The following is a 15,427-nucleotide window of genomic DNA, read 5'->3' on the forward strand; positions in this document are numbered from 1 at the left end:
GGTACGACGACCATGACGACCGACGAGAGCCCCTACCGGACCGAGCACGACTCGATGGGCGAGGTACGGGTCCCCGCACACGCCAAGTGGCGCGCCCAGACCCAGCGCGCGGTGGAGAACTTCCCGGTCTCCGGGCAGCGTCTGGAGCGCGCCCACATCGAGGCACTGGCCCGGATCAAGGCCGCCGCCGCGAAGGTCAACGCGGAGCTGGGGGTGATCGACGGGGAGGTCGCGCGGGCCGTCCAGGAGGCCGCCGCCGAGGTCGCGGCGGGGCAGTGGGACGACCACTTCCCGGTCGACGTCTTCCAGACCGGCTCCGGCACCTCCTCGAACATGAACATGAACGAGGTGCTCGCCACCCTCGCCACCGAGCGCCTCGGCCGGGACGTCCACCCCAATGACGACGTCAACGCCTCGCAGAGCAGCAACGACGTCTTCCCGTCGAGCATCCACATCGCGGCGACCGCCGCGGTCACCGGCGGGCTGATCCCCGCGCTGGAGCATCTGGCCGGCGCGCTGGAGCGGAAGGCGGCGGAGTTCGCGGACGTGGTGAAGGCGGGCCGTACGCACCTCATGGACGCCACCCCCGTCACCCTCGGCCAGGAGTTCGGCGGCTACGCGGCGCAGGTGCGGTACGCGGTGGAGCGGCTGACCGCCTCGCTGCCGCGCCTGGCCGAACTCCCGCTGGGCGGTACGGCGGTGGGCACCGGCATCAACACCCCGCCCGGGTTCTCCGCCGCCGTCATCGCCGAGGTCGCTCGGGCGACCGGGCTGCCGCTGACGGAGGCCCGGAACCACTTCGAGGCGCAGGGCGCCCGCGACGGGCTCGTGGAGACCTCGGGGCAGCTCCGTACCCTCGCCGTGTCGCTCACCAAGATCTCCAACGACCTGCGGTGGATGGCCTCGGGCCCGCGCACCGGCCTCGCCGAGATCGCGCTGCCGGACCTCCAGCCCGGCTCCTCCATCATGCCCGGCAAGGTCAACCCGGTGATCCCGGAGGCCGTGCTGATGGTCGCGGCGCAGGTGACCGGGGCGGACGCGACGATCGCCGTGGCGGGCGCGGCCGGGAACTTCGAGCTGAACGTGATGCTCCCGGTGATCGCGAAGAACCTCCTGGAGTCCGTACGGCTGCTGACCAACGTCACCCGGCTGCTGGCGGACCGTACCGTCGACGGCATCACCGCCCACCCCGAACGGGCCCGCGCCTACGCCGAGTCGTCGCCGTCGGTGGTGACCCCGCTCAACAAGTACCTCGGGTACGAGGCCGCGGCGAAGGTCGCGAAGAAGTCCCTCGCGGACCACGCGACGATCCGGGAGACGGTGCTGGCGCTGGGGTACGTGGAGCGCGGGGAGCTCACCCTGGAGCAGTTGGACGAGGCGCTCGATGTCCTGCGCATGACGCGTCCGTAAACCTGTGCGGTCGTCGGGGCGGAGGGGGCGCGGGCGGCCCCGCGCGGGCCTGGCGCCGTGCCTAAGATCGGTTCATGACGGAGACGGCGGCGAATGAACACTGGGCGCCAGGCGCCCAGATCCTCTGGCGGTACCGGGAGAACGCCGGGGACCGGGTCCATATCTGCCGCCCCGTCACGGTCGTCCAGGACACCGAGGAGCTGCTCGCGGTCTGGCTGGCGCCGGACACCCCGTGTGTCCGGCCGGCCCGCGCGGACGGCGCCCCGGTCCACCGCGAACCGCTCGCCACCCGCTACACGGCGCCGCGCACGGTGGTACGCGACCGGTGGTACGGGATGGGTGTGCTGAAGCTGGCCCGCCCCGGCGACCCGTGGTCGGTCTGGCTGTGGTGGGAGCCGGGGTGGCGCTTCCAGAGCTGGTACGTGAACCTGGAGGAGCCCCGCACCCGGTGGGCCGGGGGCGTCGACTCCGAGGACCACTTCCTCGACATCGACGTCTACCCGGACCGGAGTTGGCGGTGGCGGGACGAGGACGAGTTCGCCCAGGCCCAGCAGGACGGGCTGGTCACACCGGAGCAGGCGCGACGGATCGAGGCGGCCGGGCAGGCGGCGGTCGAGCTGATCGGCGCGTGGGGCGCCCCGTTCCGGGACGGCTGGGAGCGGTGGCGCCCGGACCCGGCCTGGCCGGTGCCCGCGCTCCCGGACGGCTGGGACCGCACCCCGGCCCCGGCGGCTCCGTAACGGCGGCCCCGTGAGCCCGGCCGCTCCGTAAGCCCGGCGTCACCGTAAGCCCGGCGTCACCGTAACCACGGCACCGTAACGCGGCCCCGTGAGCCCGGCGGCCCCGTAACGCGCCCCCGTGCGGCCCGGTGGCCCCGTAAGCCCTGGCCCGCCCCGGTCGGCGCGGTGTCCCGGCCGGCGTCCCTCGCGGCCTCCACCACCCCCGGCGCGCTCGTCGCGCGCCGTCCATGCCCCCGGTACCTCCATGGCACCCCCCGTGCCGCCCCGCGCCCGCGCCGGCCGGGCGGGGCGAACGGGGATTCGCAGGGATACCCCGCCGGGCGGTTTCGGGAAACATCGCGAAAGATCCGGACAAGGACCGGACAAGGACCGGACAGAGAGCGTTCCCGAGCGCGGAAGAGCGGCCGGAAACGGCGCCGGCGCCGCCGGTCCTGGCGCCAATTCGCTTACGGGGCTTCGCTCTTCACCGGCGCGACGCTCCTCCGGATCATGTCCGGGCCCCCGCCGTCCGGCTCCGGACTCCGCGGAAGACGTGACAGATGGGGTGAAAGATTGGGGTACAAGTATCCACCCCGACGCATAGGACCTCGTGAGATCCTTGATGTGCCCCCAGGGTGCAAACGTAGGATCGTCCTCCGGAACACCGCATCCGGTCGCCTCCAGCCAACGGAGCTGTTCCAGCAGGCAGTCTGACTCCCTGTCACCGCAGGACACACGCAACACTGTTGACCGCTACGACCGCACGTCACAACGACAGTGACTCAACGAGGGGAGTGGAGCCGTGCGCCAGGGCTGTCACCCAGTCGGTAAGCGCGCATCGCACCCCCGGCCCGGACGGACGGAATCCCAGGCGTGACGGAGCATCCCCCCTCCCACGAAGGCCGGCAGCCCCTCGTTGCCCGCCAGCAGGAACGCACGCGCCCGCGGCAGGAGTCCGCGGCGCCGGGCTCCGCCGGCTCCGTGCCACCGCCCCCGGGCTCCGTACCGCCACCGGCGGGACCCGCGGGCGACCCCGCGGGGACCGCGCGGCGCGAGGGCGACCGGCTCCGTTTCGTGGGCGCCGCCACCCGGCGGATCGCCCGCGGCATCGACCTGGACGAGATCGTGCTGGGGCTCTGCCGGGCGAGCGTCCCCACCTTCTCGGACGCCATACTCGTCTATCTGCGGGACCCGCTGCCCGTCGGCGACGAGCGTCCGGTGGCCCCGTTCGTGCTGCGGCTGCGCCGCACCGACCGGCTGCGGCTGACCGACGAGGACCCGGAGAACCCAGCGCCGGTCGGGCTGCCGCCGCAGCTCACCGAGGGCGGCAGGCTGCCGATCCTCGACCCGCACTCCGACGCGATGCCGGCCGCCGAGCTCTGCGAGGTGCTCTCCGGCGGCGCGCTCTCCGAGGTGCTGCGCGGGGTGCGCCCGGTCTTCGGGGACGCCGCCGCCGCCCGCGCCGCCCTCCCCGAACTGCTGGGCGCCGACCGCACCGTACCGACCGGGCACCGGGCGATCCTCGCGCCGCTGCGCGGGCGGCGGCGGGTGATCGGGGCGGCGGTCTTCCTGCGCCGCCCGGACCGCTCCGCCTTCGAGCCGAACGATCTGCTGGTCGCGGCGCAGCTCGCCACGCACACCGCGCTCGGCATCGACAAGGCGGTGCTGTACGGGCGCGAGGCGTACATCGCGGACGAGCTCCAGCGCACGATGCTGCCGGAGAACCTGCCGCAGCCCACCGGGGTACGGCTGGCCTCGCGGTATCTGCCGGCCGCCGAGACCGCGCGGGTCGGCGGCGACTGGTACGACGCGATCCCGCTCCCCGGCAGCCGGGTGGCGCTGGTCGTGGGCGATGTCATGGGCCACTCCATGACCTCGGCGGCGATCATGGGCCAGCTCAGGACGACGGCGCAGACCCTGGCCGGGCTCGATCTGCCGCCCCAGGAGGTGCTGCACCACCTCGACGAGCAGGCGCAGCGGCTCGGCACCGACCGGATGGCGACCTGCCTGTACGCGGTGTACGACCCGGTCGCGCACCGCATCACCATCGCCAACGCCGGTCATCCGCCGCCGATACTGCTCCACCTGGGCGGCCGGGCCGAGGTGCTGCGGGTGCCGCCGGGGGCGCCGATCGGGGTCGGCGGGGTGGACTTCGAGGCGGTCGAGCTGGACGCGCCCGCCGGGGCGACGCTGCTGCTCTACACCGACGGTCTGGTCGAGTCCCGGCTGCGCGACGTATGGACCGGGATCGAGCAGCTCAGGGAGAGGCTGGCGGCGACCGCGCAGCTCACCGGGCCGGATCACGCGCCGCCGCTGGAGGCGCTCTGCGACGACGTGCTCGATGTACTGGGGCCCGGCGACCGGGACGACGACATCGCGCTGCTGGCCGCCCGCTTCGACGGGATCGCGCCGAGCGATGTGGCGTACTGGTTCCTGGATCCGGAGGACGCCGCTCCGGGGCGGGCCAGGCGGCTCGCCCGGCGCGCGCTGGAGCGCTGGGACCTGCCGGATCTCAGTGACGCCGTCGAGCTGCTGATCAGCGAGGTGGTGACGAACGCGGTGCGGTACGCGGAGCGCCCGGTGACGCTGCGGCTGCTCCGTACGGACGTGCTCCGCTGCGAGGTGGGCGACGATTCGCCGCAGCTCCCGCGCCAGCGGCGGGCCCGGGACACCGACGAGGGCGGCCGGGGGCTCTTCCTGGTCAACCGGCTGGCCCGGCGGTGGGGCGCGACCCGGCTCTCCTCCGGCAAGGTGGTCTGGTTCGAGATCCCGACCCGGGCGTAGGCGGTACGGGGCCGGGGTCCGGGGCGGGCGTAGGCGGTACGAGGCCGGGCCCGACCTGGGCGTAGGCGGTACGGGGCCGGGCCCGGGGCGGGCGCGCTTATGTTGCCGCCCCCTTATGTCCGGGTTTAGCTGGGGCAGGCGGTCCTGGGCCCAGCCAGGGCCCGCTGCCCCCGCGATCCCGTACACCCCACCCCCGCCCGACGGGAGGACTCCCCGTGGCCGCCTCATCCCCCCAGACGCCGTACACGACCACCAACGCCGGCATCCCGGTCGAGAGCGACGAGCACTCGCTCACCATCAGTCCCGACGGCCCCATCCTGCTCCAGGACCACTACCTCATCGAGAAGATGGCCCAGTTCAACCGCGAGCGGGTGCCCGAGCGGGTGGTGCACGCCAAGGGAGCGGGGGCGTACGGCTTCTTCGAAGTGACGAACGACGTCAGCCAGTTCACCAAGGCCGATCTCTTCCAGCCGGGCCGGCGCACCGAGATGCTGGCCCGTTTCTCCACCGTCGCCGGTGAGCAGGGCTCCCCCGACACCTGGCGGGACCCGCGCGGCTTCGCGCTGAAGTTCTACACGGAGCACGGCAATTACGACATGGTCGGCAACAACACGCCGGTCTTCTTCGTGCGGGACCCGATCAAGTTCCAGGACTTCATCCGCTCCCAGAAGCGCCGTCCGGACAACGGGCTGCGCGACAACGACATGCAGTGGGACTTCTGGACGCTCTCCCCGGAGTCCGCGCACCAGGTCACCTGGCTGATGGGCGACCGGGGCATCCCCGCCTCGTTCCGTCATATGAACGGCTACAGCTCGCACACCTATATGTGGGTGAACGGCGGCGGCGAGCGGTTCTGGGTGAAGTACCACTTCAAGACCGACCAGGGCATCGAGTTCCTCACCCAGGCCGACGCGGACGAGATGGCCGGCTCGGACGGCGACCACCACCGCAGGGACCTGTACGAGGCGATCGCCGCCGGGAACGCGCCGACCTGGAGCCTGAAGGTCCAGGTCATGCCGTTCGAGGACGCGGCGGGGTACCGGTTCAACCCGTTCGACCTCACCAAGGTGTGGCCGCACGGGGACTATCCGCTGATCGACGTCGGCCGGATGACGCTGGACCGGAACCCGGACGACTTCTTCGTCCATGTCGAGCAGGCCGCGTTCGAGCCGTCCAACCTGGTGCCCGGCATCGGCCCCTCCCCGGACAAGATGCTGCTCGGGCGGCTCTTCTCGTACCCGGACACGCACCGCTACCGGATCGGCCCGAACTACGCCCAGCTCCCGCCGAACCGGCCGCACGCGCGGGTCGACTCGTACGCCAAGGACGGTCCGATGCGGTACGAGCCGTCCCGCGCGGCCCGTCCCTACGCGCCCAACTCGTACGGCGGCCCGGCGGCCGACACGGCCCGGTTCGGGGACCCGGCGGGGTGGGCTTCGGCCGGGGAGATGGTGCGCGAGGCGTACCAGCTCCACTCCGAGGACGACGACTGGGGGCAGCCGGGCACCCTGGTGCGGGAGGTGCTGGACGACGCGCAGCGCGACCGGCTGGTGGGGAATGTCAGCGGGCATCTGGCGCAGGGCGTCTCGCGGCCGGTGCTGGAGCGGGCGTTCCAGTACTGGCGGAACATCGACAAGAAGCTGGGCGACCGGATCGCGCGGCAGACCAACGGCGGCTGAGGAAAGACGGCCGAGGAAAGGCGGCCGGGGAAAGGCGGCCGAGCGCGGCGGAGGGCCGTCGGCGACCGTGCCGAGGGCCGCACCCGGGGCGCCGGGGTCTCCCCCGCTCTCGGGGAGTCTCCGGCGCCCCGGTGTCACCCGCCCAGCAGCGGCCGTCTCGTATGGTTGCCGCCCTCGCCGGGCCCGGTGCCGTCCCCGGCCTCTCCCCCGTCGGTCGGGGTCGCCGGTTCGCTCGGGACCGGCAGCGTCGAGAACGACGGGGTGGGCGTGGGCGTTTCGGCCGGTTCGCTCACCGTGTCGGAGGGCTCGGGCGCCGGAGTGGTGGACGCCGTCTCCGAGGGCTCGGCGCTCGGCGTCGGGGTGGGGGTCGGCGTCGGGGTGGGCGTGGTGGCGGTCGGGGTGGGCGTGGCCGGCTCCGGGTACTCCAGGTCGAACTTCGCGTCGGAGCCGCCGTTCAGCGCGCCGAGCGTATAGTCCGCCCAGATCCGGGCGGGGAAGCCGCCGCCGTTGGCGCGGCCGGAGTTGGCGGTTCCGGTGAGGCTGACCTGCCGGCCGCCGTCCTTGGCCTCGCCGAAGAGCGCGACGACGGTGGTGAGCTGCGGGGTGTATCCGGCGAACCAGGCGGCCTTGTTGTTCTCCGAGGTGCCGGTCTTCCCCGCGGCGTCGTACTTGGTGGTGTCGGCGGCCTTGCCGGAGCCCGAGTCGACCACGCTCTGGAGGACGTGGGTGACGGTGTCGGCGGTCTCCCGGTCCACCACCTGGTCGCCGACCGGGTCGGCGAGTTCGGCCGTACGGTCCCGGTGTTCGGCGGATTTCACGATGGCCGGGGTGATCTTCCTGCCGTGGTGGTCGAAGGTCGCGTACACACCGGCCATGTCCCAGGTGGAGGCGTTCATCGTGCCGAGGGTGATCGCGGGGCGCTCCGGGAAGGACTTGTCCCGCATGCCCAGGGAGAGCGCGGTCTTCTTGACGGTGGCGGGGCCCACGTCGACGACCATCTGCGCGAAGACGGAGTTGACGGACTGGTCCATCGCGGTCTGGACGTCGATCTTGCCGTAGTCCTGGTCGTCCTCGTTCTCCGGCGCGAAGGGGGTGTCGCTGCCGACCACGGGGCGCTTGCTGGTGCCGTCGTACACCGTGGCGGTGTCGATCTTCCGGCCGTCCTGCGTCTGCGCGCCGTTCTGGAGGGCCGAGGTGAGGACGACCGGCTTGAAGGTCGAGGCCGGCTGGTAGTCGGAGCGGGTGGCGTTGGATATCCAGTGCTCGGTGGCGCCGACGCCGCCGTAGAGCGCGACGACATGGCCGGTCTCCGGGTCGACGGAGGTGGCGCCGGCCTGGACGGTCGCGTCGGTCTTGTTCCCCTTCCGGTCGAGCTTGGACTCCAGCTCCCGGTCGACCGCCTTGGTCAGGGCCTGCTGCCGCTTCCTGTCGATGTTGAGGGTGATCGTCCAGCCGCCCTGGGCGATGGCCGCCTTGTCGACGCCCTGGCGGGCCAGTTCGTCCTGCGCGGCCTCGACGAGATAGCCGGTCTGGCCCTCCATGCCGGGGGCGGCCTTCGGCGCCTTCGGTACGGGGAACTTCAGCCCGGCCCGCTCGGAGGCGTCCAGCCAGTGCTGTTCGACCATGTTGTCGAGGACGTAGTTCCACCGCTGGGTGACCAGCTTCTTGCCGGTGGGGGTGGCCTCGGACCAGTTGTACTGGCTGGGGGCCTGGAGCAGCGCGGCGAGGTAGGCGCCCTGCGCCACCGTCAGCCGGGACGCGTCGACGCCGTAGTACGCCTGGGCCGCGGCCTGGATCCCGTAGGCGTCGCGCCCGTAGAAGCTGGTGTTGATGTACCCGGCGAGGATCTCGTCCTTGGACTTCTGCCGGTCGACCTTGAGGGCGATCACCAGTTCCCTGAGCTTGCGGCTGACCGTCTGGTCCTGGTTGAGGTAGTAGTTCTTGACGTACTGCTGGGTGATGGTCGAGCCGCCCTGTTTGCCCTTGCCGGAGAGGGTGTTGACGAGGCCGCGGGCGGTGCCCTTGAGGTCGATGCCGTTGTCGCTGTAGAAGGACTTGTTCTCGGCGGCGACGAAGGTGTGCTGGACCTGCTTGGGGATCTTCTCCAGGCCGACGATCTCGCGGTTGACCTGCCCGGTGCGGGCCAGGATCGTGCCGTCGCTGTACTTGTAGACGTTGCTCTGCATCTCGGCCTGCGCGTTGGCGCTCGGCACCGGCACCGTGAGATAGAGCACGAAGAGTCCGCCCATGCCGAGCAGGCAGACGACGAAGAAGGTGCCGAGGAGTTTCCTCGGGGTGAAGAACCGGCGCATGCCACCCTTCCGGTCCGCCCGGCGCGCGTCGCGCTGCCGGGCTCGTCTCTCGTCCGCTCGGCCCATCGCCGTCCCGCTCCGCTCTCTCGGCTCTCTCGTCCGCAGTCCTTCGGTACTTCTCGCGCGGTACTTCTCGTGCTTCCGGGTACTTCCCGCCCGAATCAGCTCAGAAAGCTAACACCGGCTCCTGTGACAAAGACCGACCGATCCGGCCTTTTGGGGCGTGACAATCAGCACCCGCCCTTACTGGAACCGACTCCTCAGCCCCCCAAAGGGTTGCCGCATGCGTTAATGTGTAATCACATTGCTAGCTACCGCCGTCGGCGGAGCGCAACGGAACGGGGTATCGACATGACGTCCACCACCACGGACACCGGCAGGGACAAGGCCCGGGACACCGGCCCGGACGCGGGCGCGGCCGGGGGCGCGCCACACCTTCCCGAGCCGCAGGTACGGGAGTTCGCGGCGCGCAGCATCAGCGGGGGGCTCGCGCTCCTCCTCGGGCTCCTCGGGCTCGTCGTCGGCGCGCTCCTCGTCCTCGCGGGCACGGGGGCCTCGGGAGGCGGCCAGGCGGCGCTGATCGTGGGCGGTGTCCTGGTGGCCGCAGCGGCGGCGCTCGCGATGAGCGGACTGAACATGGTCGCGCCGGGCGAGGCCCGGGTCGTCCAGCTCTTCGGGCGCTACCGGGGCACCATCCGTACCGACGGACTCCGCTGGGTCAACCCGCTGACGACGCGGACGCAGATCTCGACGCGGGTACGGAACCACGAGACGGCCATCCTCAAGGTGAACGACGCCTACGGCAACCCGATCGAACTGGCGGCGGTCGTGGTCTGGAAGGTCCAGGACACCGCGCGGGCCACCTTCGAGGTCGACAACTTCCTGGAGTTCGTCTCCACCCAGACCGAGGCGGCCGTCCGGCACATCGCCATCGAGTACCCGTACGACGCCCACGACGACAACGGGCTCTCGCTGCGCGGCGACGCGGAGGAGATCACCGAGAAGCTCGCCCTCGAACTCCACGCCCGGGTGGAGGCGGCCGGGGTCCAGATCGTCGAGTCCCGCTTCACCCACCTCGCGTACGCGCCCGAGATCGCCTCGGCGATGCTCCAGCGCCAGCAGGCGGGCGCCGTGGTCGCGGCGCGCCGGCAGATCGTGGACGGCGCGGTCGGGATGGTCGAGGCCGCGCTGAACCGGCTCACCGAACAGGACATCGTGGAGCTGGACTCGGAGCGCAAGGCGGCGATGGTCTCCAACCTGCTCGTCGTGCTCTGCGGGGACCGCGCCGCGCAGCCGGTCGTGAACACGGGCACGCTCTACCAGTGACCGACGCGGAAGAGGCCCCGGAGCGGGGGGCGGGGCCCGGCGCGCCGGGGGGTGCGCCGGGCCCCGGCGAGGGCCCGGCCCGGCCCGGCCGGCCGGCCAGGAAGGCGGGCGGGCGGGCCGAGCGCAAGCAGATGCTGCTCCGGCTCGACCCGACGGTGTACGACGCGCTCGCGCGCTGGGCCTCCGACGAACTCCGCAGCGCCAACGCCCAGATCGAGTTCCTGCTCCGGCGCGCCCTGGGCGAGGCGGGCCGCCTCCCCGGCGACGCGGCCCCGATCCCCCGCAGGGGCCGCCCCCCGAAGGCCCGTCAGGAGCTTCCGGAGCCGCCGGAGCCGCCGGAAGGCCCCGCACCGCCGCCGGTCCCCTGACGGGCGGCGGGGACGGCGGGCGCGCCTCCCGGCCCCGCCCCGGGTGCCCCCGCGACCCGTACCGGCAACTCCCGGAGCGCCGTACGGAGGGCGCCCGCCAGCTCCGTGAACTCCTCGGCCCTGGCCGCGCCCGTGCGCATCGCCAGCGCGATCCGGCGGGCCGGGGCCGGGGCGGTGAAGTCGGCCGTGGCGAGGCGGGCGTTACGGCCCGTCTCGACCTGGACGGCGGTACGGGGCAGCAGCGTCACCCCGAGGCCGCCCGCCACGAGCTGGACCAGGGTGGAGAGGCCGGCGGCGGTCGTCGTCCCCGGGACGCCGTCCGTGCGCCCCGCCTCCCGGCAGATGTCGAGGGCCTGGTCGCGCAGGCAGTGCCCCTCGTCCAGGAGGAGCAGCGGCAGCCCGCGCAGCTCCTCGCGGGGCAGGTCCCGGCGGCCGGCGAGCGGATGGGCCCCCGGGGTGACCAGGACGAAGTCCTCGTCGAAGAGGGGCAGTTCGGTGACGGCCGGCTGGCCGAGCGGCACCGCGAGCAGCAGCAGGTCGAGCCGGCCGGCCGCCAGCCCGTCCAGCAGCGAAGCGGTCTGCTCCTCGTGCACCTGGAGGTCGAGCTCCGGGTAGCTCTCCCCGGCCAGCCGCAGCACGGCGGGGAGGAGATACGGCGCCACCGTGGGGATCACCCCGAGCCGCAGTGTCCCGGTGAACGGGGCCCGTACCGCCTCCGCCTCGTCCAGCAGCGCGCCCACCGCGCCGAGCACGGCCGCCGCCCGCCCGGCGAGCCGTTCCCCGGCCGGGGAGAGCAGCACCTTGCGGGTCGTACGCTCCACGAGCTGGACGCCGAGCACCTCCTCCAGCGCGGAGACCGCCCCGGAGAGCGCGGGCTGGCTCATCCCGATGGCCGCCGCCGCGTCCCGGAAGTGGAGATGCTCGGCGACGGCCGCGAAGGCGCGGAGCTGGGCGAGGCTGGGCTGTTTGGCGCGCGCCGCGGGGGCGGCGGGCGCGTACCCGGCGCCATACGACGGCGCGTTCGCGGCCCCGTACGAAGACCCGTACGAAGACCCGTTCGCGGCCCCGTGCGAGGGCCCGTACGAGGGGCTGCGTTCCGACACTGATAGGTACCTCCGATCACGGCGACCGACTCTGGCTATTTCCGCGATCAATACTGTATGTGACACCATCAGTGACACGACCAACCCCCTGGAAAGCCCCAAAAGGACCTTTCCATCCCCCGCAAGGAGAGCGCGTGCTCACTGTTGGTGACAAGTTCCCCTCGTACGAACTGACCGCCTGCGTCTCGCTGGAGAGCGGCAAGGAGTTCGCGACGATCGACCACAAGACGTACGAGGGCAAGTGGCGCGTCGTCTTCGCGTGGCCCAAGGACTTCACCTTCGTCTGCCCGACGGAGATCGCGGCCTTCGGCCGGCTGAACGACGAGTTCGCCGACCGCGACGCCCAGATCCTCGGCTTCTCCGGCGACTCCGAGTTCGTGCACCACGCCTGGCGCAAGGACCACCCGGACCTGACCGACCTGCCCTTCCCGATGCTCGCCGACTCCAAGCACGAGCTCATGCGCGACCTGGGCATCGAGGGCGAGGACGGCTTCGCGCAGCGCGCGGTCTTCATCGTGGACCCGGACAACGAGATCCAGTTCACGATGGTGACCGCCGGTTCCGTGGGCCGTAACCCCAAGGAGGTCCTGCGGGTGCTGGACGCGCTCCAGACCGACGAGCTCTGCCCGTGCAACTGGAACAAGGGCGAGAACACCCTCGACCCCGTCAAGCTCCTGTCGGGCGAGTGATCCGGCATGTCCCTCGACACCCTGAAGTCGGCGCTGCCCGACTACGCCAAGGACCTCAAGCTGAACCTCGGTTCGGTCATCGGCAACAGCGAGCTCTCCGAGCAGCGGCTCTGGGGCACGGTGCTGGCCTGCGCGATCGCCTCGCGCTCGGCGACCGTCCTGCGTGAGCTGGCGCCGGAGGCCCGGGAGCACCTGAGCCCCGAGGCGTACACCGCCGCCAAGTCCGCCGCCGCGATCATGGCGATGAACAATGTCTTCTACCGGACCCGGCACCTGCTGTCGGACCCGGAGTACGGCACGCTCCGCGCCGGGCTGCGGATGAACGTCATCGGCAGGCCGGGCGTGGAGAAGGACGACTTCGAGCTCTGGTCGCTCGCCGTCTCCGCGCTCAACGGCTGCGGCCAGTGCCTCGACTCGCACGAGCAGGTGCTGCGCTCGGCGGGCATCGACCGCGAGACCGTGCAGGAGGCCTTCAAGATCGCCGCGGTGATCCAGGCGGTCGGCACGACGCTGGACGCCGAGGCGGTCCTCGCGGAGGCCGTCGTCACCGCGTAAGGGCGGCTCTTACCCCGTCACGACGGCCGTCACCCCTCGGTGGCGGCCGTCGTCGCGTCACCGGCCGTCGTCGCGTCACCGGCCGTCGTCGCTCTTGAGGGCCACCATCAAGTCCCGCATGTCGTCGACCAGATCGCCCTTGATGTCGCTGAGGTCGAGCGGTTCCGTCCGCTGGTACTCGCCGGTCAGCGGGTCGATCATGTTCGAGCTCCCCTCGTACACCCCGATGGAGAGCACCACGCCGCCGTCCAGGACGGAGAGCGACGGCGAGACATACGAGGGGGACGTCACCATCAGCGCCCGGTCGCCGAGACCGGGGACGGGCGTCGATGTCACCGGCTCGTACCCCTCGGGCTGGAGGTCGGCCGACATCTGGTCGAACTCCGGCGCCGGGTCGGTCTTCTTGTGCAGGGTGTAGAGGATCTCCACGATGGCGGGCGAGGAGACCTTGCCGCCGGTGGGGCTGGAGGGCCGCACCAACTGGACGCGGCAGAGCGACCGGTCGGCGGCGTCGCTCTCGTCCGCGCCCCCGTGCGGCAGCACCTTCGGGCCCAGGGTCCTGGTGAGCGCGGAGAGCCGGGCGGAGTCGCAGAGGTTCGAGGTGGCCCGGTAGCCGCGCAGGTCGGGGCCGGAGAGGTAGTGGTACGCGCCGACCCCGCCGGCCCAGAGCACGGAGGCGGCGAGCGCCCCCGCGAGCGCCCACTGCCACGGCGGGCGCGGGCGCGCGAGCACACCGGGCACGGGCTCCTCACCGGCCAGCGTCTCGGCCTCGGGGCCGTCGGCACCGGGGCCGTCGGCGTCGCGGTCGCCCTCCCCCGCGTACGGTACGGAGCCGGGCCGCTCAGGACCCTCGTACGGTACGGAGCCGGGCCGACCCCCGTACCGTATGCGCCCCTTGGTGCCGTCCTCCCGGGGCCCCTCGGTGGGCTCCCCCTCCAGTTCCGGCTCGGAGATCATCCGGTGCCGTCCCCCGCCTCGGCGGTCGCCGGGGTGGCCGAGGGCGCCGGGGTCCCCGGGGCGGCCTGTGCCGGGGCCGGGGCGGTGGCGGCCTGGGGAGCGCCCGCGGTGGCCGGGGCGGGGGTCGGGGCGATGGCGTGGGCCGTCGCGCCGTGCGGCGGGGGCTGGTTCCGCACCGCCTGCTCCTGGCTGTACGCGCGGAGGTAGCCGACGACCGTGTTGGTGACCGCGACCAGCGGCACCGCCACCACCGCGCCCCCGATGCCCGCCACCAGACCGCCGACGGCGACCGAGAGCACCACGGCCAGCGCGTGCACCCGTACCGCGCGGCCCAGGATCAGCGGCTGGAGGACATGGCCCTCGATCTGCTGCACCCCGAGCACCACCAGCAGCACCATCAGCGCGGTGAACACGTCCTGGGTGACGAGCGCCACCACCACGGCGAGCGCGCCCGAGATGACCGCGCCGACCAGCGGGACGAACGCGCCCAGGAAGATGATGACGGCGAGCGGCACGGCGAGCGGCACGCTGAGGAAGTAGAGCCCGAGGCCGATGAAGATCGCGTCGATCAGGGCGACCAGGACGGTGCCCCGGACATACGCGGTGAGGGTGTTCCAGGCGCGCGGTCCCGCGCCCGCCACGCCCTCCCGGGCCTGGGCGGGGACCAGCTTGAGCGACCAGTTCCAGATCTGCCGGCCGTCGTAGAGCAGGAAGAGCGTGGCGAAGATCGCGAGGAACGTGCCGGTCAGCAGCTCCACGATCACGGTCACGCCCTGGAGCCCGGCGGAGGTGATCGCCTCGGTGTTGGCGCCGACCGCGTCGCTCAGCGTCTTCGCGATGTTGTTGATCTGATCCTCGGTCACATGGAACGGGCTGGAGAGAAGCCACTTCTTCAGCTCGTTGATGCCGTCCGTGACCCGGTTGGAGAGGTCGTCGATGTTCTCCATGACCTGCCAGACCACGAACCAGCCGACCAGGCCCATCAGCACGAACCCGGAGATCGCGGTGAGCGCGGTGGCGAGCCCCCGGGGCACGTTGTAGCCGCGGAGCCAGGCGACGGTCGGCTGGAGGAGCGCGGTGATCAGCAGGGCGATGACGAGGGCCATCACGACGAGCTGGAGCGAGCTGATGACCCGCATCAGCACCCAGAGCAGCCCGCCGAGGACCAGCAGCCGCCAGGCCGCCTCGCCCGCGACCCGTATGCCCCAGGGGATGGCGCTGACGGGGTCGGGCTCGGCCGCCACGGGGGCCGGCGGCGGGGCGGGGGCTTCGGGGGCGGGCGGCGGCGCGGACGGCTCCCGTACGGCGGCACCCCGGCCGTCGGGCCCGGTGCCGGCCGCGGTCTCGGCGGCGGCCCTCCGCTCGGCGTCTTCCTCGGCCTCGGCCTGGCGCTGTTCGAGCCGCTCGCCCATCCGGGAGAGCTCCGCACCCATCTGATTCAGCCACTCCGGCAGTCTTGACATGAAGCTTCCTCTTCCCCCCGTCCGGCTCCGCACGCCCGCTGCTTCCCGGGGCCCTCTGGTGG

At 72.4% G+C, this 15,427-nt stretch carries 12 protein-coding genes; 8 read left to right on the forward strand and 4 right to left on the reverse strand.

Annotation, left to right across the window (positions count from 1 at the left end; translation table 11 throughout):
• Nucleotides 1–12: 12 nt before the first annotated feature.
• The 4 genes from AB0O07_RS15660 to AB0O07_RS15675 all read left to right on the forward strand — a co-directional run bounded on the left by AB0O07_RS15660 (nucleotide 13) and on the right by AB0O07_RS15675 (nucleotide 6,592).
• Entirely contained in the window at nucleotides 13–1,410 is a 1,398-nt protein-coding gene (locus AB0O07_RS15660) for a class II fumarate hydratase (protein WP_365632508.1), read from the forward strand.
• 74 nt (nucleotides 1,411–1,484) lie between these two features.
• Nucleotides 1,485–2,150 (forward strand): DUF402 domain-containing protein, encoded by a 666-nt coding sequence (locus AB0O07_RS15665; protein WP_365632511.1) that lies wholly within the window; start codon nucleotides 1,485–1,487, stop codon nucleotides 2,148–2,150.
• A gap of 852 nt (nucleotides 2,151–3,002) precedes the next feature.
• Entirely contained in the window at nucleotides 3,003–4,913 is a 1,911-nt protein-coding gene (locus AB0O07_RS15670) for an ATP-binding SpoIIE family protein phosphatase (protein WP_365632514.1), read from the forward strand.
• Between the two features lie 215 nt (nucleotides 4,914–5,128).
• Nucleotides 5,129–6,592, forward strand: a complete 1,464-nt coding sequence (locus AB0O07_RS15675) for a catalase (protein ID WP_365632517.1) — start codon at nucleotides 5,129–5,131, stop codon at nucleotides 6,590–6,592.
• 134 nt (nucleotides 6,593–6,726) lie between these two features.
• Here AB0O07_RS15675 and AB0O07_RS15680 read toward each other — a convergent pair whose 3' ends face one another.
• Nucleotides 6,727–8,970 (reverse strand): transglycosylase domain-containing protein, encoded by a 2,244-nt coding sequence (locus tag AB0O07_RS15680; protein WP_365632520.1) that lies wholly within the window; start codon nucleotides 8,968–8,970, stop codon nucleotides 6,727–6,729.
• A gap of 285 nt (nucleotides 8,971–9,255) precedes the next feature.
• On the opposite strand from AB0O07_RS15680, the gene AB0O07_RS15685 reads away from it, so the two are divergent.
• Both AB0O07_RS15685 and AB0O07_RS15690 read left to right on the forward strand, forming a co-directional pair.
• Nucleotides 9,256–10,230, forward strand: coding sequence for an SPFH domain-containing protein (locus AB0O07_RS15685; protein ID WP_365632523.1), 975 nt, complete (start codon nucleotides 9,256–9,258; stop codon nucleotides 10,228–10,230).
• Entirely contained in the window at nucleotides 10,227–10,598 is a 372-nt protein-coding gene (locus AB0O07_RS15690; RefSeq protein WP_365632526.1) for a hypothetical protein, read from the forward strand. Before AB0O07_RS15685 ends, AB0O07_RS15690 begins: the two co-directional genes overlap by 4 nt.
• Here AB0O07_RS15690 and AB0O07_RS15695 read toward each other — a convergent pair.
• Nucleotides 10,538–11,701 carry a hydrogen peroxide-inducible genes activator gene (locus AB0O07_RS15695; RefSeq protein WP_365632529.1) on the reverse strand — a complete coding sequence of 388 codons (1,164 nt, stop codon included), beginning with the start codon at nucleotides 11,699–11,701 and terminating at the stop codon, nucleotides 10,538–10,540. The genes AB0O07_RS15690 and AB0O07_RS15695 overlap by 61 nt on opposite strands.
• Before the next feature lie 134 nt (nucleotides 11,702–11,835).
• On the opposite strand from AB0O07_RS15695, the gene AB0O07_RS15700 reads away from it, so the two are divergent.
• Together AB0O07_RS15700 and AB0O07_RS15705 are read left to right on the forward strand one after the other, a co-directional pair.
• On the forward strand, nucleotides 11,836–12,390 hold the full coding sequence (locus tag AB0O07_RS15700; protein WP_365632532.1) for a peroxiredoxin: 555 nt from the start codon (nucleotides 11,836–11,838) through the stop codon (nucleotides 12,388–12,390).
• 6 nt (nucleotides 12,391–12,396) lie between these two features.
• The gene (locus tag AB0O07_RS15705; protein ID WP_365632535.1) at nucleotides 12,397–12,945 is read left to right on the forward strand and encodes an alkyl hydroperoxide reductase; all 549 of its coding nucleotides are present in this window, start codon (nucleotides 12,397–12,399) and stop codon (nucleotides 12,943–12,945) included.
• Nucleotides 12,946–13,020: 75 nt separating this feature from the next.
• Here AB0O07_RS15705 and AB0O07_RS15710 read toward each other — a convergent pair whose 3' ends face one another.
• Nucleotides 13,021–13,902, reverse strand: a complete 882-nt coding sequence (locus AB0O07_RS15710; RefSeq protein WP_365632538.1) for a hypothetical protein — start codon at nucleotides 13,900–13,902, stop codon at nucleotides 13,021–13,023.
• Nucleotides 13,899–15,365 (reverse strand): AI-2E family transporter, encoded by a 1,467-nt coding sequence (locus AB0O07_RS15715; protein ID WP_365632541.1) that lies wholly within the window; start codon nucleotides 15,363–15,365, stop codon nucleotides 13,899–13,901. The genes AB0O07_RS15710 and AB0O07_RS15715 overlap by 4 nt, the downstream gene beginning before the upstream one ends.
• Nucleotides 15,366–15,427: the final 62 nt, after the last annotated feature.

This window comes from Streptomyces sp. NPDC093085, from assembly GCF_040683935.1.
GTDB lineage: Bacteria > Actinomycetota > Actinomycetes > Streptomycetales > Streptomycetaceae > Streptomyces.